This is a genomic window from Bosea sp. 29B (genome assembly GCF_902506165.1).
Classification (GTDB): domain Bacteria; phylum Pseudomonadota; class Alphaproteobacteria; order Rhizobiales; family Beijerinckiaceae; genus Allobosea.
The window spans coordinates 1,215,098-1,235,303 of sequence record NZ_LR733817.1 but is presented as its reverse complement, the minus strand read 5'-3'; the positions used below and the strand labels follow the sequence as shown (position 1 = coordinate 1,235,303).

General features: G+C 66.6%; 23 protein-coding genes. 12 read left to right on the top strand and 11 right to left on the bottom strand.

The genetic code is table 11. From position 1 onward, the window contains the following. Window positions 1–64: 64 nt before the first annotated feature. On the bottom strand, window positions 65–673 hold the full coding sequence (gene soxX, locus GV161_RS05995; RefSeq protein WP_152015565.1) for a sulfur oxidation c-type cytochrome SoxX: 609 nt from the start codon (window positions 671–673) through the stop codon (window positions 65–67). 11 nt (window positions 674–684) lie between these two features. Further along, on the bottom strand, window positions 685–1,476 hold the full coding sequence (soxA, locus tag GV161_RS05990) for a sulfur oxidation c-type cytochrome SoxA (RefSeq protein WP_244624200.1): 792 nt from the start codon (window positions 1,474–1,476) through the stop codon (window positions 685–687). 212 nt (window positions 1,477–1,688) lie between these two features. Here soxA and soxY point away from each other — a divergent pair, with 212 nt between their 5' ends. The 9 genes from soxY (at window position 1,689) to GV161_RS05945 (ending at window position 9,490) form a co-directional block, all read left to right on the top strand. Next, window positions 1,689–2,153, top strand: a complete 465-nt coding sequence (gene soxY, locus GV161_RS05985) for a thiosulfate oxidation carrier protein SoxY (RefSeq protein WP_152015567.1) — start codon at window positions 1,689–1,691, stop codon at window positions 2,151–2,153. Window positions 2,154–2,198: 45 nt separating this feature from the next. Then, window positions 2,199–2,528: a thiosulfate oxidation carrier complex protein SoxZ gene (soxZ, locus tag GV161_RS05980; RefSeq protein ID WP_091837539.1), complete on the top strand. Its 330-nt coding sequence runs from the start codon at window positions 2,199–2,201 to the stop codon at window positions 2,526–2,528. Between the two features lie 91 nt (window positions 2,529–2,619). Continuing rightward, window positions 2,620–4,317 carry a thiosulfohydrolase SoxB gene (gene soxB, locus GV161_RS05975; protein WP_152015568.1) on the top strand — a complete coding sequence of 566 codons (1,698 nt, stop codon included), beginning with the start codon at window positions 2,620–2,622 and terminating at the stop codon, window positions 4,315–4,317. Window positions 4,318–4,651: 334 nt separating this feature from the next. Next, entirely contained in the window at window positions 4,652–5,926 is a 1,275-nt protein-coding gene (soxC, locus tag GV161_RS05970; RefSeq protein ID WP_152015569.1) for a sulfite dehydrogenase, read from the top strand. Further along, window positions 5,910–6,647, top strand: coding sequence for a cytochrome c (locus GV161_RS05965; protein WP_152015570.1), 738 nt, complete (start codon window positions 5,910–5,912; stop codon window positions 6,645–6,647). The genes soxC and GV161_RS05965 overlap by 17 nt, the downstream gene beginning before the upstream one ends. 215 nt (window positions 6,648–6,862) lie before the next feature. Next, on the top strand, window positions 6,863–7,147 hold the full coding sequence (locus GV161_RS05960; protein ID WP_152015571.1) for a c-type cytochrome: 285 nt from the start codon (window positions 6,863–6,865) through the stop codon (window positions 7,145–7,147). A 35-nt stretch (window positions 7,148–7,182) separates the two neighbouring features. Beyond that, window positions 7,183–7,710 carry a DsrE family protein gene (locus GV161_RS05955; RefSeq protein WP_152015572.1) on the top strand — a complete coding sequence of 176 codons (528 nt, stop codon included), beginning with the start codon at window positions 7,183–7,185 and terminating at the stop codon, window positions 7,708–7,710. A gap of 47 nt (window positions 7,711–7,757) precedes the next feature. Further along, complete coding sequence (locus GV161_RS05950) at window positions 7,758–9,032, top strand: NAD(P)/FAD-dependent oxidoreductase (protein WP_152015573.1); 1,275 nt, start codon at window positions 7,758–7,760, stop codon at window positions 9,030–9,032. Between the two features lie 71 nt (window positions 9,033–9,103). Further along, entirely contained in the window at window positions 9,104–9,490 is a 387-nt protein-coding gene (locus GV161_RS05945) for a cytochrome c family protein (RefSeq protein ID WP_152015574.1), read from the top strand. A gap of 6 nt (window positions 9,491–9,496) precedes the next feature. Here GV161_RS05945 and GV161_RS05940 read toward each other — a convergent pair whose 3' ends face one another. The 5 genes from GV161_RS05940 to GV161_RS05920 all read right to left on the bottom strand — a co-directional run bounded on the left by GV161_RS05940 (window position 9,497) and on the right by GV161_RS05920 (window position 14,081). Beyond that, window positions 9,497–10,147, bottom strand: coding sequence for an ATP-binding cassette domain-containing protein (locus GV161_RS05940; protein ID WP_152015575.1), 651 nt, complete (start codon window positions 10,145–10,147; stop codon window positions 9,497–9,499). Then, window positions 10,147–10,893 carry an ABC transporter ATP-binding protein gene (locus GV161_RS05935; RefSeq protein WP_152015576.1) on the bottom strand — a complete coding sequence of 249 codons (747 nt, stop codon included), beginning with the start codon at window positions 10,891–10,893 and terminating at the stop codon, window positions 10,147–10,149. Before GV161_RS05935 ends, GV161_RS05940 begins: the two co-directional genes overlap by 1 nt. Then, window positions 10,890–11,813, bottom strand: a complete 924-nt coding sequence (locus GV161_RS05930; RefSeq protein WP_152015577.1) for a branched-chain amino acid ABC transporter permease — start codon at window positions 11,811–11,813, stop codon at window positions 10,890–10,892. Before GV161_RS05930 ends, GV161_RS05935 begins: the two co-directional genes overlap by 4 nt. Window positions 11,814–11,818: 5 nt before the next feature. Beyond that, the gene (locus tag GV161_RS05925) at window positions 11,819–12,718 is read right to left on the bottom strand and encodes a branched-chain amino acid ABC transporter permease (RefSeq protein ID WP_152015578.1); all 900 of its coding nucleotides are present in this window, start codon (window positions 12,716–12,718) and stop codon (window positions 11,819–11,821) included. Window positions 12,719–12,788: 70 nt separating this feature from the next. After that, a complete protein-coding gene (locus GV161_RS05920) occupies window positions 12,789–14,081 on the bottom strand; it encodes an ABC transporter substrate-binding protein (protein ID WP_244624160.1) in 1,293 nt (430 codons plus the stop codon). A 190-nt stretch (window positions 14,082–14,271) separates the two neighbouring features. On the opposite strand from GV161_RS05920, the gene GV161_RS05915 reads away from it, so the two are divergent. Both GV161_RS05915 and GV161_RS05910 read left to right on the top strand, forming a co-directional pair. Further along, entirely contained in the window at window positions 14,272–14,958 is a 687-nt protein-coding gene (locus GV161_RS05915) for a DUF2848 domain-containing protein (RefSeq protein WP_152015579.1), read from the top strand. A gap of 56 nt (window positions 14,959–15,014) precedes the next feature. Beyond that, the gene (locus GV161_RS05910; RefSeq protein ID WP_159650170.1) at window positions 15,015–15,680 is read left to right on the top strand and encodes a GntR family transcriptional regulator; all 666 of its coding nucleotides are present in this window, start codon (window positions 15,015–15,017) and stop codon (window positions 15,678–15,680) included. 12 nt (window positions 15,681–15,692) lie between these two features. Here GV161_RS05910 and GV161_RS05905 read toward each other — a convergent pair whose 3' ends face one another. From GV161_RS05905 to GV161_RS05890, 4 genes are read right to left on the bottom strand one after another with little or no spacing between them, the layout of a single operon-like run. Next, window positions 15,693–17,036 carry an amidase gene (locus GV161_RS05905; protein ID WP_152015581.1) on the bottom strand — a complete coding sequence of 448 codons (1,344 nt, stop codon included), beginning with the start codon at window positions 17,034–17,036 and terminating at the stop codon, window positions 15,693–15,695. A gap of 7 nt (window positions 17,037–17,043) precedes the next feature. Next, complete coding sequence (locus tag GV161_RS05900; RefSeq protein WP_152015582.1) at window positions 17,044–17,424, bottom strand: cupin domain-containing protein; 381 nt, start codon at window positions 17,422–17,424, stop codon at window positions 17,044–17,046. A gap of 20 nt (window positions 17,425–17,444) precedes the next feature. Continuing rightward, window positions 17,445–18,908 carry a 4-hydroxyphenylacetate 3-hydroxylase N-terminal domain-containing protein gene (locus GV161_RS05895; RefSeq protein WP_152015583.1) on the bottom strand — a complete coding sequence of 488 codons (1,464 nt, stop codon included), beginning with the start codon at window positions 18,906–18,908 and terminating at the stop codon, window positions 17,445–17,447. A 25-nt stretch (window positions 18,909–18,933) separates the two neighbouring features. Then, complete coding sequence (locus GV161_RS05890) at window positions 18,934–19,452, bottom strand: flavin reductase family protein (RefSeq protein WP_152015584.1); 519 nt, start codon at window positions 19,450–19,452, stop codon at window positions 18,934–18,936. A 101-nt stretch (window positions 19,453–19,553) separates the two neighbouring features. On the opposite strand from GV161_RS05890, the gene GV161_RS05885 reads away from it, so the two are divergent. Further along, on the top strand, window positions 19,554–20,099 hold the full coding sequence (locus GV161_RS05885) for a MarR family transcriptional regulator (RefSeq protein WP_152015585.1): 546 nt from the start codon (window positions 19,554–19,556) through the stop codon (window positions 20,097–20,099). Window positions 20,100–20,206: the final 107 nt, after the last annotated feature.

Here is a 20,206-nt window from a genome sequence, read left to right as displayed (position 1 = left end):
TACGTCCCCCTGGATTGCTTCGCTGCGCTCGCAATGACGGATGTGGCCGCAATGCCGGCTGCCCCTACTTGTTCACCGGCGATTCCGGATCGAAGAGATAGGCCATCACGTCCTTGATCTGCTGCTCGTCGAGCACCTTGTTCACGCCGAAGCGCGGCATGTTCGAGCAGGGCACCACCGCCATCGAATTGTAGATCTTCGTGTAGGCGTCCTTGATTGTCTCCGGATCGTATTTCCGGTCCTTGCCATAGGCGGCGAGGCTCGGCCCCAGCGTGCCGTAGCTCACTTCCTTCGGGTCGAGCTGGTGGCAGGCGAAGCAGTTGCCGCCGGCGACCGTGCCGGGCGGGTCGGAGAACTGGCCGCCACGGCCGTTATTGGCGACCTGATAGCCCTTCTTCCAGTCGCCGAGGAATTTGCCGTCGGCAGGGTAGACGACGCGGGCGCTCTCGCGCTTCAGCATCGCCTCGGAGTCGGCCGAGGACGGGTTGTTGCGGGTCGTGTTGCAGACCGAAAGCGAGTCGTCCGGCTTGATCCTGGCCTGCCATTCGGCCGAGGCCTTGCCGAAGGTCGACTTCAGATAAGCGTCGATCACGGCCTGCGACGGGCGCTCCTGTGCGCCGGCCCCGCCTGCTGCGAGGAGCACTACTGCGAAGGGAATGAGTGTCCTGATCATGACGTTTCCCCTCAGCGCTTGATCGACGGAACTTTGATCTCACCGCCTTCGGCCTGCTTCTGCAGGAAGACGGTGAGCGCGGTCAGGGCCTCCGAGCCGTATTCCGGCACCGGCCAGCGCTGCTGGCGATAGCAATCCCAAAGCCGGTGCTGCATCGTCCGGAGTGCGCTCTGCGAGACCCGGTAGGTCGGCCAGGAGCCCATCGTCTCCTGTGCGGTCTTGCCCTTGACCGAGAGGTTGGGCAGGCCCTGCAGGCGGATGCGCTTGCCTTCCTCGGCATGGCAGGTGGCGCAGGAGAAGTCGTTGACGCCGCCGCGGGTGTAGAACAGAGCCTCGCCGACCGCCGCCATCTCCTTCTCCTTGGGATGGGAGAGCTGCGGCTGGATCTTCATCTCGCTCGATTTGTTGGCGATGAAGGCGACGAGGTCCTCCATATCGGATGCCCGCGCCGGGCCCGAGAAGCGCCGCAGGACCACATCCTTGGTGTCGAGCCCCTGCAGCTTGTCCATGCACCAGAGCAGGCGCTGCTCGGTGTCCATCACCTTGTCGGCGTCGGCGAAATAGCGCGGCAGCTTGGCGAAGGCGCCTTCGAGCTTGCCCGGCCCCTCGCCGAGATCGCAGCCCTCCAGCGAGACGTTCTTGGTGCCGCGCTTCTCGGCCCACAGCGCTTCGCCGCGATCGACCGCCAGGAAGCCCGGATTCGAGAACGGGTCCGAGAGCATCTGGCGATAGCGCTCGATCTCCTTCTCGCTGTCGTCCTGCGGCGGCGACTGCGCGGTCAGCGGCCCGCCCGCGACTATCATGACGGCCGCCAATGCGGCCGCTCCGAGGATCGGAAGCTTCATCCCTCGCCCTTTCGTTTCCTCCGGGACCGCTTATCCTGCGATCTCGTCGCCGGCCCTCTCGGGGGCTTTACATTCACAAAAAACAATATCACGATACGTGCAAATGATTGGCGACCCGGCGCGGCGCCGTCAAGCGTTAAAACGAGACGAATTCCAGGGAGGAGCCCCGCATGCAAATCCAACCGTCGACGCTGTCGCGCCGCGATGCGGTGAAGGCCGCCGCCTGGGCTCTTGCTGCCGCCGCGATCGCGCCGAAGCTCGCCTTCGCCGACGAGAAGGCGGTCGCCGCCGAGATCAAGAAGCTCTACGGCGACAAGCCGATGGCCTCCGGCAAGATCAAGCTCGACGTGCCCGAGATCGCCGAGAACGGCCTGGTCGTGCCGATCAATGTCGAGATCGAGAGCCCGATGACGGAGGCCGACTACGTCAAGGCCGTGCACGTCTTCGCCGAAGGCAACCCGCTGCCGGGCGTCGTCAGCTACCAGTTCACCCCGGCCTGCGGAAAGGCCTCGGCCGCGACGCGCATGCGGCTCGCACAGACGCAGGACATCATTTGCGTCGCCGAGATGTCGAACGGCGCGCTGCATACGGCCAAGGCCAACATCAAGGTCACGATCGGCGGCTGCGGCGGCTGACGCCCGGCATCATCGTCACCGACCAGAACAAGGCGAGGAAACACCATGACCACCAAGCCCACGCCGCGCGTGCGCGTTCCGGCCAAGGCCACAGCCGGTGAGATCATCGAGATCAAGACGCTGATCTCGCACGAGATGGAATCCGGCCAGCGCAAGGACGCCAAGGGCGAGACCATCCCGCGCAAGATCATCAACAAGTTCTCGGCGAGCTTCAACGGCAAGCCGGTCTTCTCGGCCGACTGGTTCTCGGCGATTTCAGCCAATCCCTACCAGTCATTTTTCTTCAAGGCGACGGAATCGGGCGAGTTCACCTTCACCTGGAAGGATGACGACGGCTCGGAATACACCTCGAAGAACAAGCTGACGGTCGGCTGAGCCTTTTGAAATCGTATCGCCGCCGGCTTCCGGCGGCGCCTCCGCTTTGGATTCCCTGGATCGCGATGTGCGCGCATCCAAAGGATGAGTCATGATCTCGAGACGAGACTTCCTGCAGGCGACGGCGGTCGCCGCGGCTCTGACTGCCGGTTCCGGCCTCGGCCCGCTCGGGCGCGCCGCCGCCCAGCAGAAGCTGTCGCAGGCCGATATCCTGCGTTTCGAGCCGCAGGGCCAGGTCACCATCCTGCATGTGGCCGATATCCATGCCCAATTGATGCCGCTGCAATTCCGCGAGCCGGCGGTCAATCTCGGCGTCGGCGAGGTCAAGGGCCTGCCGCCGCATCTGACCGACGCGGCCTTCCGCGAGCATTTCAAGATCGCCGCCGGCTCGGCCGACGCCTTCGCACTGACCTCGGACGATTTCGTCGCGCTCGCCCGCAATTATGGCCGGATGGGCGGGCTCGATAGGATCGCAACACTGGTCAAGGCGGTCAGGGCCGAGCGCGGCGACGACAAGGTGCTGCTGCTCGACGGCGGCGACACCTGGCAGGGCAGCTGGAGTTCGCTCCAGACCAAGGGCCAGGACATGGTCGACGCGATGTCGGCCCTGAAGCTCGACGCCATGACCTCGCATTGGGAGTTCACGCTCGGCGCCGAGCGGGTCAAGGAGATCGTCGAGGCGGCGCCCTTCGCCTTCCTCGCCCAGAACATCCGCGACAAGGAGTGGAACGAGCCGGTCTTCCCGCCGCGCAAGGTCTTCGAGAAGGGCGGCGTCAAGGTCGCGGTGATCGGCCAGGCCCTGCCGCGCACCGCGGTCGCCAACCCGCGCTGGATGTTCCCGGAGTGGGAATTCGGCATCCGCGAGGATGAGTTGCAGAAGCAGGTCGAGGAAGCGCGTGCCGAGGGCGCCGCGATCGTCGTGCTGCTCTCGCATGACGGCTTCGACGTCGACCGCAAGCTGGCGAGCCGGGTCAAGGGCATCGACGTCATCCTGACCGCCCATACCCATGACGCGATGCCCGGGCTGATCCGGGTCGGCGAGACGGTGCTCGTCGCCTCCGGTTCGCATGGCAAGTTCGTCTCGCGTCTCGATATCGCGGTGAAGGATGGCAAGGTCGCCGATATCCGCTTCAAGCTGATGCCGGTCTTCGCCGATGCGATCGCGCCCGATCCGGAGATGGCAGCGCTGGTCACCAAGCTGCGCGCGCCTTATGCCGCCGAACTCGCCAAGGAGATCGGTCGCACCGAGTCGCTGCTCTACCGGCGCGGCAATTTCAACGGCACCTTCGACGACCTGATCTGCGACGCCATGCTCTCGCAGCGCGACGCCGAGATCGCGCTCTCGCCCGGCTTCCGCTGGGGCGGCTCGCTCCTGCCGGGCGAGGCGATCACCTGGGAGGCGATCAGCAACGCGACCGCGATCACCTATCCCAACTGCTACCGGATGGAGATGACCGGCGCGCAGCTCAAGGAGATCCTCGAGGACGTCGCCGACAATATCTTCCACCCCGATCCCTATTTCCAGGGCGGCGGCGACATGGTCCGTATCGGAGGCATGGGCTACGCCATCGATGTCAGCAAGCCGATGGGGAGCCGCATCTCCGGCCTGACGTATCTGAAATCCGGCAAGCCGATCGACGCTTCCCGCAAATACGTCGTCGCCGGCTGGGCCAGCGTCAACGAGGGCACGCAGGGGCCGCCGATCTGGGACGTGGTCCGCGACCACGTCGCCGCAGCGAAGACCATCACCATCAAGCCGAACGACGCCGTGAAGGTGAGCGGGGCATGAGCGTCGTGGTCACGGGGCACCGGCCTGACGCAGGGGCGCGTCCCCTTCCCCCCGCTTGCGGTGGGGAAGGGTTAGGGATGGGGGGCGGGAAAGCAGGGCTTGGACCTTCTTCCAGCGCTGACCGAGCGGCACTGCCCCCCAGGTTAGGGATGGGGGGCGGGAAAGCAGGGCTTGGACCTTCTTCCAGCTCTCACCGAGCGGCACTGCCCCCCACCCAACCCTCCCCACCGCAAGCGGGGGGAGGGCTTGCTCCCTCCAACCGCGACGCAACACCCTTTCCAGCGATTGTCCTGGCCACCGCCCCGACGACGATCGCCAGACAAGGAGACGAGGCATGACCTCTCCCGCAAAGCCCGATGCGCTGAGCCGCCGCCGCTTCCTTGGCGGGGCGGCGGTCGCCGGGGCCGGTCTCGCCGGCACCGGGCTCGCCCGTGCTGAAGCCGGCAAGCCCGATCCGCTGATCACCGAGGTCCAGGACTGGAGCCGCTATCTCGGCGAGGGCGTCGACAAGCGGCCCTATGGCACGCCGTCGCGCTTCGAGAAGAACGTGATCCGCCGCGACGTCTCCTGGTTGACGGCTTCGCCGGAATCCTCGGTCAACTTCACGCCGCTGCATGAGCTCGACGGGATCATCACCCCGTCCGGCCTCTGCTTCGAACGCCATCATGGCGGCATCGCCGATATCGACCCGGCCAATCACCGATTGATGATCCATGGCCTCGTCGACAAGCCGCTGGTCTTCACCATGGAAGACATCAAGCGGATGCCGCGGCAGAACCGCATCCACTTCCTCGAATGCGCTGCGAATTCCGGCATGGAGTGGCGCGGCGCGCAGCTCAATGGCTGCCAGTTCACCCACGGCATGGTCCACAACGTCATGTACACCGGCGTGCCGCTGAAGGTGCTGCTGGCCGAGGCGGGGGTGAAGGCCAATGCCAAATGGCTGATGCTGGAAGGCGCCGATTCCTCCGGCATGAACCGCTCGCTGCCGCTTGAGAAGGCGCTCGACGACACACTGATCGCCTTCGCCATGAACGGGGAGGCGCTGCGGCCCGAGCAGGGCTATCCGCTGCGTGCCGTGATCCCCGGCTGGGAAGGCAATCTCTGGGTCAAATGGCTCCGGCGCATCGAGGTCGGTGACCAGCCCTGGCAGGCGCGCGAGGAGACCTCGAAATACACCGATCTCCTCGCCGATGGCCGCTCGCGCCGCTTCACCTTCTTCATGGACGCCAAGTCGGTGGTGACCAATCCGTCGCCGCAGGCGCCGCTGAAGCAGAAGGGCCGCAACGTCCTCTCCGGCCTCGCCTGGTCGGGGCGCGGCACGATCAAGCGCGTCGACGTCACCCTCGACGGCGGCAAGAACTGGCAGCATGCCAGGATCGACGGGCCGGTGCTCGATAAGTCGCTGACCCGCTTCTATGTCGATTTCGACTGGACCGGGCAGGACCTGCTGATCCAGTCGCGGGCCATGGATTCGACCGGCTATCTCCAGCCGACCAAGGAGGAGCTGCGCAAGATCCGCGGCACCAACTCGATCTACCATAACAACGGCATCCAGACCTGGCATGTGAAGACGAACGGGGAGACCGAAAATGTCGAGATCGGTTAATCCCGTCCTGCTCGCGGGCCTCGCGGCATTTGCCGTCCTGGCCGCCGCGCCGCTGATCGCCCAGACCAAGCCGGCGGCAAAGCAGGCGCAGACGCATCCACCGGCCAAGGCTGCTCCGGCTCCCGCCCCGGCCGCCAAGCTCGGCCTCGGCCGCGAGGCGCTGCCGGAGGAGATCAAGGCCTGGGATATCGCGGTCCGCCCCGACGGCAAGGGCCTGCCGCCCGGCAAGGGCACAGTCAAGCAGGGCGACGAGGTCTTCCAGGCGCAGTGCGCCAGCTGCCATGGCGAATTCGGCCAGGGCAACAACCGCTGGCCGGTGCTGGCCGGCGGCATGGGCTCGCTGAAATCCGATCGGCCTGAGAAGACGATCGGCTCGTTCTGGCCCGACCTCTCGACGGTGTTCGACTATGTCCGCCGCGCCATGCCCTATGGCAACGCCCAGTCGCTCTCGCCGGACGAGCTCTACGCCGTTACCGCCTATTTGCTCTATCTGAACGACATCGTGAAGGACGAGGACTTCGAACTGTCCGATAAGAACTTCACCTCTGTGAAGCTGCCGAACGCGGCCGCCTTCTATGACGACGACCGCGAGACCACGGAGAAGGCCTTCTGGGGCAAGGAGCCGTGCATGACCAATTGCAAGCCGGAGGTGAAGATCACCGGACGGGCGGTGATCCTCGACGTGACGCCGGATTCGAAGACGGCGCCGAAGGTCGATTGATGCCGAGGGCCGGCCAGGAGCAATTGCTTAGGGCAGACCCGCGACGGCTCTGCCGGGCTCAAGCCCTCCCCCCGCTTGCGGTGGGGAGGGTTGGGAGGGGGGCAGTGCCGCTCGGTGCCACGCCGAAGAATGGTCTCGCCCTGCTTTGCGGCCCCCCATCCCTAACCCTTCCCCACCGCAAGCGGAGGGAAGGGAATGCGCGAACCGTTTTAGCGATGGTCCTGGCACTGGCCTTGTCGCCGGCGAACGCCGCCGGCGACAAGGCGCTGGGGGAATATCTCTCCGCCGAATGCACGACCTGCCACCAGAGCAGCGGCAAGCAGGTCGGCGGCATTCCGGCGATCGTGGGCCATCCGGCCGAGCAGTTCGTCGCGCTGATGAACGCTTATCGCGAACGGCAGCGTGACAACCAGGTGATGCAGGCGGTCGCGGCGCGGCTCTCCAGCGAGGAGATCGCGGCACTGGCCGCCTACTACGAGAGTCTGAAACCCAATCCATAGCCAGGCATATGGCCCGAGCAGCGGAGGAGGACACGATGTCGGAGGAAACCCAGCAGGCTTCGCGCCGGGCGCTGATGCTGGCGGCGGCCAGCGGCGTGGTCGCCGCGGCCACGCCGGTGCTCGCAGCGCCCCGGCAGACGGCGCTCGGCGACCTCAAAAAGGAGGCCGACGTCGCCTGCCTCTATCATTGCGATTTCGGCGAGCCGCAGCGCTTCATCCAGATGCTGCAGAACATCGCCAACCATTATTCCGCCTATGGCGCCGATCCGTTCGCACTGCAGCTCGCCATCGTCGCGCATGGCGCCGGGGTGAAGTTCTTCCTGGAGAACTTCGAGGGCACGAGCTGGAGCGAGGAGGCGGCCGCGATCCCGAAGATCTTCGAGCGGGTCGAGGACGTCGCCAAGAACGGGCTGAAGGTCCATCTCTGCGAGATCACCTTCTCCCGCCTCAAGATCGACAAGAGCAAGGCGCGCAAGGCCGAATTCGTCGGCTTCGTGCCCTCGGGCGTCGCCGCCGTCGCGGCGATGCAGGCCAAGGGCTTCGCTTATTTGAAGGTCGGATAGGGTCCGCAAGAGGCCCGCCGCCAATCATTGGAAGGGGAGAGGGAACCATGTCGACCAGTCGCCGCACATTCCTGACCGGCCTTGCCGCCGCGGGCAGCTTCGTCATCGCCTCGCCTGCCGTGCTCGGCCAGGGCAAGCCGCGCGTCGTGGTGATCGGCGGCGGAGCCGGCGGCGCGACCGCGGCGAGGTACATCGCCAAGGACTCGAACGGCGCCATCGCGGTGACGCTGGTCGAGGAGAACGAGGTCTACCAGACCTGCTTCCACTCCAACCTCTTCATCGGCGGCTTCAAGAGCTACGATGAGATCAGCCATCGCTATGACGCTCTGGCGAAGAACCATGGCATCACGCTGGCCCGCGCCCGCGCCACCCAGATCGACCGCGACAAGAAGGAGGTCGTGCTCTCCACCGGCGATCGCCTGCCTTATGACCGGCTCGTCGTCTCGCCCGGCATCGACCTGAAATACGATTCCGTCCCTGGCTGGTCGAAGGAGGTCGAGGAGGCGATGCCGCATGGCTGGAAGCCCGGCCGGCAGACGCAGTTGATCAGGCAGAAGCTCGACGCGGTGCCGAACGGCGGCACGATCGTGATGATCGCCCCGCCCAACCCCTATCGCTGCCCGCCCGGCCCCTATGAGCGCGCCTCGATGTTCGCGCATGTGCTCAAGGCGAGCGGCAAGCGCGATTGCAAGATCTTCATCCTCGACCCGAAGGACAGCTTCTCGAAGCAGGGCGTCTTCCAGGAGGGCTGGGAGAAGCATTACGGCGCGATGATCGAATGGCTCGGGCCGAAGGTGCATGACGGCATCAAATCGGTCGATCCCAAGACCAACACCGTCGTCACCGGCTTCGAGACCTACAAGGACAGCGCCTTCGTCAACGTCATCCCGGCCCAGATGGCCGGCGAGATCGCCCGCTCGGCGGGCCTGGCGCCGGCCGGCGGCTACTGCACCATCGATCCGGCCTCGATGAAGTCGGCCGCCGATCCCAGCATCTTCGTGCTTGGCGATGCCTGCATCGGCGGCGACATGCCGAAATCCGCCTTCTCGGCCAACAGCCAGGCCAAGGTCGCGGCGATGGTGATCCGCGGCGAGCTCGCGGGCGGCCGTACTTTCCCGGCGCGTTACATCAATACCTGCTGGTCGCTGATCGAGACCGACGACACCATCAAGGTCGGCGGTCGCTATGAGCCGAAGGACGGCAAGATCGCGGCAAGCGAAACCTTCGTCTCGCAGCCGCGCGAAAGTGCCGAACTGCGCAAGGAGAACCAGGCCGAGAACATCGGCTGGTACGCCGCGATCACCGCCGACATGTTCAGCTGAAGCCATTCACGGCGCGGCCGCCTCCGGGAAGCCGCGCCGACCACCCTCTCTTCAATCAAGGTCTGAAACGCATGAAACTGCCTGTCGCCGCCGCTGCTTTCGCCGTCGCCTTCATCACGACCAGCGCCCGGGCGCAGGACATTTCCGCCGGCGAGCGCTCGTGGAACAAGTGCCGGGCCTGCCACCAGACCGGCGAAGGTGCCAAGAATCTGGTCGGCCCCCATCTCAACGGACTGTTCGGCCGGCATACCGGGGCGGTCGAGGGCTACAGCTATTCGACCGCCAACAAGGGGGCCAACATCACCTGGGACGAGGCGGTCTTCGCTGAATACATCAAGGACCCGAAGGCCAAGATCCCCGGCACCAAGATGATCTTCGCCGGCATCAAGAACGACAAGGAAATCGCCGACCTCACCGCCTTCCTCAAGCAGTTCGACAAGGACGGCAAGAAGATGTGATCCGGCTTAGTTGATCGCACCGCGCTCGATCTGCAGCGTCTCGTCAGCGATCGCGTCGAGCAGCGCCGGCGTCGATTCCGTGATCAGGATGGCGAGGTCCGGCCGGCCGCGCCTGAGCTCGCCGAGCGTGCGCGCATAATCGAGCGCCAGCGCCGGGGCGAGGCCCTGGAAGGGCTCGTCGAGCAGCAGCGCCGTGCGGGCGACCATCAGCGCTCGGCCGAGCGCCACCATCTTGCCCTGGCCGCCGGAGACGCCGCCGCCCGGGCGCTTGCGCATGGTGTGGAGCTGCGGCAGCAGCTTATAGACCTCGTCGAGCCGCTTTGCCCGCTCGGGCGCCGGCAAAGAGAGCGCCAGCGCCGGCAGCAGGATGTTGTCCTCGACGGTGAACTCTGGCACCAGCCGGCGATCCTCCGGCGCATAGCCGATGCCTTGCGCGGCGCGCTGATAGGCTGGCGTCGTGCCGATCTCCTGGCCGTCGAGATGGACCGCGCCGGCTTCGACCGGCAGAAGCCCCATGATCGCCCGCAGCGTCGTGGTCTTGCCGGCGCCGTTGCGGCCGATCAGGATCGTGGTCTTGCCGGAGGTCAGCCCCAGCGACACCGATCGCAGCACCTGAACACCAGCGATCGCGACGGTCACGCCTTCCATGCGCAGCATCACGCCACCCCCACGACATTGCGCAGCACGCGCTCATCCTTGAACACCTCGGAGGGCGGCCCTTCAGCCATCACCGAGCCGGAATCCCAGACGACGACGCGGTCGGCGTAGCGCTGCACCACGTCCATGTCGTGCTCGACGAACAAAGCCGTGACCTTGGCGCGACGCAGCGCGGCCATCAGCGTCTCCATCAGGGTGAAGCGCTCGATCGTGCTGACGCCGCTGGTCGGCTCGTCGAGCAGGACGAGGCGCGGCTTCAGCGCCAGCGCGATGACGATGTCGAGGAGCTTGCGCCGTCCCTCCGGCAGCGTGCCGGCGAGCTGCCCGGCCTCGGCGTCGAGCCCGACGAGGGCCAGCAGTTCTTCCGCCTCGCGGCGGCGGCCATCGGCGCCGAGCGCCTTGAACGGCACCCAGATGCCGCGCTTGGCCGCGACCGCGATCATCAGGTTCTCGATCACGCTTTGGTCGAGGAAAAGCTGCGGGATCTGGAAAGCGCGGGCGATGCCGCGCCGGGCGATCGTGCGCGGCGCCATGGCGGTGATCGGCTTGCCGTCGAGATAGACCTCGCCCGAGCTCGGCCGGAGATAGCCGGTGCAGAGGTTGAGGAAGGTCGTCTTGCCCGAACCGTTCGGGCCGATGATGGCGAGGAACTCGCCCTCGCGGATCTCGAGGTTGACGCCGTCGGCAGCCTGTACGCCGTAGAAGGAGATGCGCAGGTTCTTGGCCTGGAGGAGGGGCGTGCTCATGCCGGCTCTCCGCTGCGGCGCCGGAGCAGGCCGTAGAGCCCGCTCGGCAGGAAGAAGATCACGCCGATCAGCGCGACACCGATGATCAGGTTCCAGGCATCGGTGACGCCGACCGCGAGCGTGTGCAGCACTTCGAGGAAGAGCGAGCCGATGAAGGGACCGGCGACGCCACCGATGCCGCCGAGCACCGCGACCAGGACGAGATGGCCGGACGCCGTCCAGAAGGCGAATTCGGGCAGGATATGGCCGATCGCCATCGCCGCGATCGCCCCGCCGATGCCGGCGAGCGCGGCCGAGATGGTGTAGGCGATCAGCAGGACGATACGGACGGGAACGCCGAGATATTCGAGCCGGAGCTCGTTGGTGTGCACGGCGGCGAGCGCATGGCCGAGTGGGCTCGCTAGGTAGCGCTGCACGCCGTAGCCGACGCCCACCATCAGCACGAGGCCGGCATAATAGAGCGCGGTGTCGAAGCTCGCCTTGTCGAGCGCCAGGCCGAAAAAGCGCGGCACCGCGAGGCGCAGTCCGTCCGTGCCGCCGGTGATGCCGTAGAGCTTGGAGAGCAGCGCGTAGAGCACCATCGACATGGCGAGGTTGAGCATGGCGAAGAAGATCGCGCGGTAGCGCACCAGGAAGGCGCCGACGAGGAGGCCGGCCAGCGCCGAGGCGAGCGTGCCGAGCACGAGCAGCACCACGAACTCGTTGAGGCCGGCCCGCGCCAGGAAGGCGATGGCATAGGCGCTGACGGCGTAGAACATGGCGTGGCCGATCGAGATCAGCCCGCCGCGCAGCAGCACGGCGACGCCCAGCGCGGCAAAGCCCTTGGCGACGGCGAGCGTCAGCACGAATTGCAGCCAGGGCGCGGCGATCGGCGCGAGCGCCAGCGCCGCGAGGGCGACGAGGAAGAGGGCGGCGCGCATGGCGGTCAGATCCTCCGGGTCGCCGCCTGGCCGAACAACCCGTAGGGGCGGACCAGCAGCACGACGAGCATGACGATGTAGGGCGCGACCGCATCGAGCGACGGCGCGAAATAGATGGCGAGCACGCGGGCGAGGCCGACGATGATCGCCGCCAGCGCCGCGCCCTCGATCTGGCCGAGCCCGCCGATGGCGGCGACGGCGAAGGCGAGCACCATGGTCTCGGCGCCGAGGCCGGGGGCGGCGCCCGCGGTCGGTGTCGCCAGCGCCCCGCCCAGCGCCGCCAGGAAGACGCCGAGCGTGAAGGAGAGGATGAAGACGCGGTTGGTGTTGATGCCGATGCTCTGGGCCATCTCGCGATCGGCGACGACGGCGGTGACGAGCCGGCCGATCCGGGTCTTCGTCAGCAGGAGGCGCAGGCCGACGACCACGATCACGGCGAGGCCGATCAGCAGGAGCTGGTAGTTGAGGTAGACGACGCCGCCGATCTGCGTCGAGCCGAGCAATTGCATCGGCGTATCCTCTGCGAGCGAGCGCACGCCGAAGACGATGCGCTGCAGGTCTTCCAGGATCAGGAACAGGCCGAAGGTGACGAGGATCTGGATCGCTTCCGGCTTGCCATAGGTCCAGCGCATCAGGCAGCGCTCGACCAGCGGGCCGAACAGGGCTGCGACGATTGCCGCGCTGAAGACGAGGGCCGGGAAGGAGAGCCAGGGGTTCAGGCTCGCGCTGGCGACCCACAAGCCGATCGAGGCGGCGACATAGGCGCCGATGGCGTAGAAGCTGCCATGCGCGACGTTGAGCACGCGCAAAACGCTGAAGACGAGCGTCAGCCCGACGGCGACGAAGAAGATCAGCGCCGCGCTGGCAAGGCCGTCGACGGCGAGCGGAATCAGGGTGTCGAGCATGGGCGGCACCTGGGATTGGTGACTGGGAAAAAGGGGCGGGAGGGCCGAAAGGCTCCTCCCGCCGGCGCGCTTACTGGTAGCTGCCGGGCTTGGGCTGGGCGGCGAGGAAGGCCGGGGTCAGCGTGCCCACCCATTTGATCGCGTCGTCGCCCTGGGGCGGCATCAGCGTGTCGCCCTTGTAGCGGACCATGCCGCCGATCACCGGGAACTTGTAGTCGGGCGACTTGGTGGTGACGCCGACGACCTGGTCGACGAGGCCGTCATTGTCCTTGCGGGTCACGGTGGTGCCGGTCAGCGTCTTGACCGTGCTGCCGCGCATGGCATCGGCGAGATCGTCGCGGCTCGGCCATTTGCCGCCGGTCTTCTTCAGCGCGGCCTCATAGGCGGCCTTCATGTAGATGATGGCGTTGGCCATCTTGACTGACGGGAAGACCGGATATTCGCCGAAGCGCTTCTCATAGGCCTCGACGAAGGCCTTGGTCACAGGATTGGCCCTGGCGTCGGGAGACATCCACCAGCCGTCGCCGAGCACGCCGACGATCACGCCCTCAGGCAGGTTGGCGCGCTGCAGCACGGTCTCGCCCAGCGCCAGCACGACCTGGCTCGAGGTGAACAGCCCGCGCGGCTGGGCCTGGCGCACGAAGTTCTCGAGATCGGCGCCCCAGAGGTTCGAGAAGACGACGTCCGGCCGCGAGGCCGAGAGCTTCGAGATCTCGGTCTGGAAATTGGCCGAGCCGAGTTTGGGGAACAGCTCCGCCACGACCTCGACATCCGGCTTCAGCGCCTTCATCGCGGTCTTGAAGATCAGCGCGGCGTCATGGCCGAAGGCGTAGTCGGGATTGACGATGGCGATCCGCTTCACATCCGGCTTGCGCTGCAGGAGATAGAGCGCATAGGCGACGAATTCCGGGATCGTGTTGCCGTTCGGGCGGAAATAATAGCGGCTCTTGCCGTCGAGCAGGAGCTGGTGTGTGTCGCAGTTCCAGCCGATCGTCGGGGCCTGCAGCTGCTCGGCGAGGGGGGCCAGCGCCAGGCAGTTGGCGCTCGACAGCGCCGCGATCATCACCTGGTTTCCCTTGTCCTCGGCGAGGCGGCGATATTCAGCGATGACGCCCTGCGTGCCCTGCGCCTCGTCGACATAGGTCGCCTTCAGCGGCACGCCGCCGATCCCGCCCCTGGCATTGATCATGTCGATCATCAGCTCGGCGGCGTTCTTGCCGGGGACGCCATAGGCGGCAGCCGGGCCCGAGGTGAAGGTCATGACGCCGACACCAAGGGATGCCGGCTTCTCCTGCGCGACGGCCGGGGCCGCAACTGCGCCGAACGAGACCGCCAGAGCGGCCATCCAAGCTGATCTGATCATGGTTTTCCTCTCCGTTTCCGATCGGCGTCCTGTCCGGGCGCCGTCGCCGTCCCTGCGCAACTGCGGCGCTTGAGATCCTCTATAAAAATCCTTGTGAAACTTCACAAGGATTTTTATAGAGGCATCGCGAAGTTTTTTTGGGCAGGCTGCCCTGCGAACGGGCAGCGCGATTTCGGGAAGGCGAGAGGCGATGAAGACCCTGGCACTGACGGTGGAGAGCCGGACCGGCTCCAGCCCGCTGACCGCGGCGATCGACGAATTGGTGATCGGCGGCTGGGCCGGGCGCGACAAGGCGGCGATGGAGCACCACATGGTCGAGTTGGAAGCGCTCGGCGTGAAGCGGCCGGCCTCGACGCCGGTCTATTATCGCGTCGCCGCCGCCCGGCTGACCACCGACCCGGTCATCGAGGATGTCGGCGCCAACAGCAGCGGCGAGGTCGAGGCCGTCCTGTTCGCCTGCGGCGGCAAGACCTATGTCGGCGTCGGCTCTGACCACACCGACCGCCAGGTCGAGACCTATGGCATCAGCGTCTCCAAGCAGGTCTGCGACAAGCCGGTCGCCGCGACCGTCTGGCCCTATGAGGAGGTCGCCGGCCATTGGGACGAGCTGATCCTGCGCAGCTTCGCGGTGATCGACGGCGAGCGCCGGCTCTACCAGGAGGGGCCGATCTCGGGCCTGCTCGCACCGGACGACCTGATCCGCGGCTTCAACGGCACCGGCGCGCTGCCCGAGGGCACGGCGATCTTCGGCGGCACCATGCCGGCGATCGGGGGCATCCAGATGGCCAGCCGCTTCGAAGGCGAGCTCGAGGATCCGGTCCTGCGCCGCAGCATCCGCTTTGGCTATGACCTGAAGATTCTACCGATCCGGGGTTGACGTCGCGGCCCCCGGAAGGACGATGGCTGCGACCTCAGACCGCGGTGCGAGCAAACGTGACTCTTCTGGACAAGCCCAAGGATGCGCAGCGGCATGTCTCGCTGCGTGACCAGGCCTACACTGCGATCAAGCGCCTGATCATCACCACCGGGCTGCGGCCGGGCGAGATTCTGAGCGAGCCCGCGTTGAGCACGCAGCTCGACATCGGCCGCACGCCGATCCGCCAGGCGATCGACCGCCTGCTCAATGACGGGCTGGTCGAGGTGATGCCGCGCAAGGGCACGATCGTGAAGCCGGTCAGCCTGGACGAGATCCTCAACATCATCGATGCGCGCATCGTCAACGAGACCTTCTGCGTGCGCGTCGCGGCTGAGCGGGCCAGCACCGAGGTGCCGGCCCAGCTCAGGCGCAATCTCGAGGCGATGCGCGAGGCGGCGCAGGCGCGCGACATCGAGACGATCGCCGATCTCGACCAGGAGTTTCACGCGATCATCGCCGGCTCGGCTCGCAATCCCGTGATGAGCGACCTGCTGCGGAACCTGCACGAGCGCTCGGCACGGATGTGGTTCATCTCGCTCAGTACCAACGAGCAGCATTTGCGCATCTGCGCCGAGCACGCCGCCATCGTCGACGGCATCGCCCGGCAGGACCCGGACGCGGCCGAGCGGGCGATGCGGGCGCATATCGAATCCTTCCGCGCCAACATCACGCGGCAGGGCTGAGCTTTCGCCAGCTCAGCCCGCCAGCGCCGCCTCGGCGGCCGCCGCGATCGCGAACAGGGCGGCATCCTCGCCGCCGGCCCGTGCCAGCATCAGCCCGGTCGGCGCCTCGCCCGCTCGATGCATCGGCAGCGAGATGCCGCAGCCGTCCATCATGTTGATCAGGGTCGGGTTGCGCAGCATCAGCAGGTTGAGGCGGGTGAAGGCCTCGTCATCGGCATCGCATTCGGCGATGCTCGGTGCCATCGTGGGGACAGTCGGCAGCGCCAGCACGTCGAAGGTGCCAACCTCCTCGCGCAGCGCGGCGACGAAGGCGGCGCGGGCGCGCAGCAGTTCGATATAGTCGGCGCAGTCCTGGTTGGCGCCGCGCAGAATGCGCTGGCGCACGCGCGGATCGTAGCCCTCGCCCTTCGCCGCGATCAGCGCGCGGTGATGCGCATAGGATTCAGCCGCGGCGAAGCCACCCTTGGCGTTGATCCGGGCGACCTCGGCGAAGCGCGCGAAAGGCTGCTCGATGATCTGCGCGCCGGCCCTGGACAGGGTGGTGAGCGCCCGCGCGAAGTGCGTGGCGACAGTCGCGTCGAGCCCGTCGAGCGCGACCGTCTGCGGCACGGCGATGCGCAGGCCGGCAAGGCCGATCGCCTGCGTCGGCAACTCGGCCCCGCTCATGATCTCGTGCAAAGCGCGGCAGCAGGCGACGCTGCGGGCGAGCGAGCCGATCGAATCGAGGCTCTGCGAGAGAGGAAACGCGCCGTCGAGCGGTACGCTTGATGCCGTCGGCTTGTAACCGGTGATGCCGCAGAGTGCGGCGGGGATGCGGCAGGAACCGCCGGTGTCGGAGCCAATGCCGGCCACCGCCATCCCGTCCGCGACCGAAACCGCCGCGCCTGAGGAGGAGCCGCCGGGGATGCGGCGGGTCGCGCGGTCATAAGGCGAGGCCGGCGTGCCGTGATGCGGGTTGAGGCCGAGCCCGGAAAAGGCGAACTCGCTCATATTGGTGCGGCCCATCACAATGAGCCCGGCACGGCGCAGGCGCGCGATCGCGGGCGCGTCGCGCTCTGCAGGTGACGCGTCGGCGAGCACGGTTGAACCCGCGGGCGTCGGCTCGCCGGCGAGGTCGAACAGGTCCTTCACCGAGATCGGGATGCCGGCGAAGGGGGAGGGGCTGAGCCCCGCATCCCGCAGGCGGTCCATTGCCTCGGCGGCGGCGAGCGCGGCCTCGCGATGGACCTTGATGAAGGCGAGCCGGCCCTCGCCATCCGGTGCCTCGATCCGCTCGAGCGCTTCGCGCACGAGGGTGAGCGAGCGTGTCCGTTCCGAAGCGAGATCGTCGGCGAGATTGGCGAGGGTCGGCATCATGGCTGGCTCAGACCGGGTCGAAATAGTGGATTTCGAGCAGGATGCAGCCCTTCTGCGACTTGAACGGCCCGTGCGGGGCATGCGGTGGGCGCACTGCATAGGTGTGCGGCGGGAAGCTCTCGCCGCCCTCGCCGTTGGCGTCGTTGCCGACGGTGAGGTCGCCCTCCATCAGATAGACCTCTTCCCAATAGTCATGGGAGAACGGCGCGGTGGTGTAGACGCCGGGCTGGAAGCGCAGCAGGCGGGTGCGCGTGCCGCGATTGTTCACCTCGTCGAGGGCGCCCGACAGGATCTTCTGCTGGATGCCGGCGGGATAGCCGGCCGGCACCTCCCAGCCCTTGGACATGTCGAGGGTGTAGAATTCGTCGTGGCTCTTGTTGACGGGCATGACGCTGTCCTTTCGCCGGCTCAGGCGGCTGATTTGGTGTCGAGGTCGTAGGAGTCCAGCATCGACTGGACGATGCCGCCGGCCTTGCCCCAGTCATAGGTGCGGAAGGAGTGGCCCTTGGTCACGAAGGTCGCCCCGGCATAGAACATCTCGTACTGGTGGTGGCGCGAGCCGAACTCGGAGCCGACCGCGTCCCAGGCGAGCTTGTAGAACTTGACCCGGTCATGCGAATTCGCGGCCGGCGACTGCTGGGTCTTCTCGATGATCGCTGCGATCTCGGGGTTGGCGAAATCGGCGATCGAGGAGGGCAGCATGATCATGCCGCCGCCGGCGAGCTCGCGCAGCGAGTTCAGGATCTTCGGATACATCTGCTGGGTCAGCACCTGCGCCGAATAGAGCATGTGCCGGTCGGGCACGAAGTAGGGGCCGGCCTGCGTGCCCTTGGCCTCCATGGCGTTGACGAAGGCGTCGACCATCGCCGCCTCGGCGGCGAGCTGGCCGAGGGTCTCGCGCACCTGCGGGAACTGGGTGATGCCGTTGGTCTGGGTGGTGCGATGGGCGATGCCCATCAGGAACTGCAGCTTCACCTTGAGGCGGATCATCGCCTGGTAGTTCTGGTAGACATGCGCCGGGGTCGCATGGAACTGCTTCTGGCACATCTCGACGCTGCCATCGATGAAGACCCGGTCCCACGGAACCTTGACATCGTCGAAGAACAGCACCGCATCGTTCTCGTCGTAGCGGCTGGCCAGCGGGTTGTCGAAGATCGAGCCCGCCTGCGCCTCATACGATTTGCGCGAGAGCATCTTCAGGCCCTTGGTGTTCATCGGGATGGCGAAGGAGACGGCATAGCGCTCCTCGCCCGGCTGCATCGGCTGGATCGTGGTGACGAAGACCTCGTTGGCGACGACGCCGCCGGTCGCCAGCATCTTGGCGCCGCGGATGGTGATGCCCTCGGCGTCGCGGTCGACGACGCCGGCGGTCAGGAACGGGTCGGCCTGCTCGGCCGCGTTCTTGGAGCGATCGGCCTGCGGGTTGATGATGACATAGGTCAGGTAGAGGTCGTTGTCGCGGGCGTAGCGATAGTAGCTTTCCAGCGCGGCGGCGCGGGCCGGATCGTAGCCCTCGAACACCGGCAGGCCCATGCGCATGCCGGAGATGCAGGAGGCGACATGGTCGGGCGCGCGGCCGAGGAAGCCGCCATGGATCGCGGTCCAGGCCTCCAGCGCCCGGCGGCGCTCGACCAGGTCGGCATAGGAGGTCGGCAACTGCCAGATCCGGTTGGCGCGGCCGCCGGTCTCGGTCTCGAAGGTCATGAGGTCGCGGCGCGAGGCATCGCCGGCGAAGTCGAACAGGCCGGCGACCGACTGCGCGACATTGCGGAAGGCGCGGTGGCTGGTGACGTCCTCGACACGGGCGCCGTCGATATAGATCGAGCGGTCGTCGCGCAGGCTGGCCAGATGCTGCTGTCCGGTCTTGGTCATGGGTCTCTCCTCGCTCTTTTGACTGTCAGTAGTGGATGGGCAGCGGCCAGGACGGCTCGCGCTGGGTCTCGTCGACGAGGTCGCGATAGCGGCCGCGGAAGAAGATCAAGGGCGCCGGAGTGCCGGCGCGCACGGTGTGGCGCAGCACCCGCACCAGGAAGATGACATGGTCGCCGCCGTCGTGATTGGCGTAGGGCTCGCACTCGAAATGGGCGAGCGATCCGGTGATCAGCGGTGCCTGGGCGTGACCGACGCTGCGCCTGGTCTCCGACCATTTGTCGCCGAGCGCCCGGGCGAAACGGTTGGATATGTGCTCCTGCTCGCGCGCCAGCACATTGACCGCGAAGCCCTTGGCCTCAAGCATGGCCGGCAGGCTGTTCGCCCGCCTGTCGACGCTGAACAGGACGAGCGGCGGATCGATCGAAACGGAGTTGAACGAACTCATGGTCATGCCGATGAGCTCCTCGCCGCTGCCCTGCGCGGTGATCACCGCGACGCCGGTGGCGAACTCGCCCAGGGATTGCCTGAAGGCCTTGGCGTCCATCGTCCCCTCCTCTCCGGTTGCTTTTGCGATGTATCCTTGTTAAGATAGCTTTGTAACAAAGCTATTAGAGTGAGTCAACAGCCCTTGAGGACGACCAAACCATGTCGAGCGAGAACCGGCGCATGACCGTGGCGAAGCCGGATTTGCTGGATGGCGGCAGCGATACGCGCTTCCGCGACCTGCTCTACGATTTCTTCGCCTTCGGCGGCCGGCTGGAGGAGGCGAGGGCACGCTTCGCCGCCTATATCGGGCTGACCCCGCCGCAATATCTGATCATGATCGCGATCAGCCGCGCCGCTGCCGTCGGCGAGGTCGGCGTGGCGCAGGTCGCCGAGCGGCTGCATCTCAGCGGCGCCTTCGTCACCATCGAAGTGAACAAGCTGGTGAAGAGCGGGCTCGTCGCCAAGCAGCCGCATGCCAGCGACAAGCGCCGGGTCAATCTCTCGGTGACGCCGCTAGGTGCGGAGATGCTGGAGCGCCTGGCTGCACTGCAGCGACCGGTGAACGATGCGCTGTTCGCCTCGCTCGACCGCGCGGATTTCGAGATGCTGAGCGGCATCATGCGCCGGCTCGCCCGCGGGGCGAAGCAGGCTCTCCATCTCGCCGATCACATCGTCGCCGACGAGAAGGCGCAGGCGCACGATTGAGATCGCGCGTACCGGCGCTCTCCTGATCATTATCATCGCTTGAGGCGAGGGGCGTTCGGCACGCGGAGGTTGCCGAATCCTTGCCTTTCCAGTGATACAAAACGTTT

Coding starts and splice junctions, on each gene's coding strand:
- soxC (WP_152015569.1), top strand. CDS start 4,652: ATGACCTCTCCCGCAAAGCCCGATGCGCTGAGCCGCCGCCGCTTCCTT.
- GV161_RS05955 (WP_152015572.1), top strand. CDS start 7,183: ATGTCGGAGGAAACCCAGCAGGCTTCGCGCCGGGCGCTGATGCTGGCG.
- GV161_RS05895 (WP_152015583.1), bottom strand. CDS start 18,908: ATGACCAAGACCGGACAGCAGCATCTGGCCAGCCTGCGCGACGACCGC.
- GV161_RS05960 (WP_152015571.1), top strand. CDS start 6,863: ATGGTCCTGGCACTGGCCTTGTCGCCGGCGAACGCCGCCGGCGACAAG.
- GV161_RS05905 (WP_152015581.1), bottom strand. CDS start 17,036: ATGATGCCGACCCTCGCCAATCTCGCCGACGATCTCGCTTCGGAACGG.
- GV161_RS05900 (WP_152015582.1), bottom strand. CDS start 17,424: ATGCCCGTCAACAAGAGCCACGACGAATTCTACACCCTCGACATGTCC.
- GV161_RS05925 (WP_152015578.1), bottom strand. CDS start 12,718: ATGCTCGACACCCTGATTCCGCTCGCCGTCGACGGCCTTGCCAGCGCG.
- GV161_RS05945 (WP_152015574.1), top strand. CDS start 9,104: ATGAAACTGCCTGTCGCCGCCGCTGCTTTCGCCGTCGCCTTCATCACG.
- GV161_RS05930 (WP_152015577.1), bottom strand. CDS start 11,813: ATGCGCGCCGCCCTCTTCCTCGTCGCCCTCGCGGCGCTGGCGCTCGCG.
- soxY (WP_152015567.1), top strand. CDS start 1,689: ATGCAAATCCAACCGTCGACGCTGTCGCGCCGCGATGCGGTGAAGGCC.
- soxA (WP_244624200.1), bottom strand. CDS start 1,476: ATGATAGTCGCGGGCGGGCCGCTGACCGCGCAGTCGCCGCCGCAGGAC.
- GV161_RS05915 (WP_152015579.1), top strand. CDS start 14,272: ATGAAGACCCTGGCACTGACGGTGGAGAGCCGGACCGGCTCCAGCCCG.
- GV161_RS05940 (WP_152015575.1), bottom strand. CDS start 10,147: ATGCTGCGCATGGAAGGCGTGACCGTCGCGATCGCTGGTGTTCAGGTG.
- soxZ (WP_091837539.1), top strand. CDS start 2,199: ATGACCACCAAGCCCACGCCGCGCGTGCGCGTTCCGGCCAAGGCCACA.
- GV161_RS05885 (WP_152015585.1), top strand. CDS start 19,554: ATGTCGAGCGAGAACCGGCGCATGACCGTGGCGAAGCCGGATTTGCTG.
- GV161_RS05890 (WP_152015584.1), bottom strand. CDS start 19,452: ATGGACGCCAAGGCCTTCAGGCAATCCCTGGGCGAGTTCGCCACCGGC.
- soxX (WP_152015565.1), bottom strand. CDS start 673: ATGATCAGGACACTCATTCCCTTCGCAGTAGTGCTCCTCGCAGCAGGC.
- GV161_RS05965 (WP_152015570.1), top strand. CDS start 5,910: ATGTCGAGATCGGTTAATCCCGTCCTGCTCGCGGGCCTCGCGGCATTT.
- GV161_RS05920 (WP_244624160.1), bottom strand. CDS start 14,081: ATGATCAGATCAGCTTGGATGGCCGCTCTGGCGGTCTCGTTCGGCGCA.
- GV161_RS05935 (WP_152015576.1), bottom strand. CDS start 10,893: ATGAGCACGCCCCTCCTCCAGGCCAAGAACCTGCGCATCTCCTTCTAC.
- soxB (WP_152015568.1), top strand. CDS start 2,620: ATGATCTCGAGACGAGACTTCCTGCAGGCGACGGCGGTCGCCGCGGCT.
- GV161_RS05950 (WP_152015573.1), top strand. CDS start 7,758: ATGTCGACCAGTCGCCGCACATTCCTGACCGGCCTTGCCGCCGCGGGC.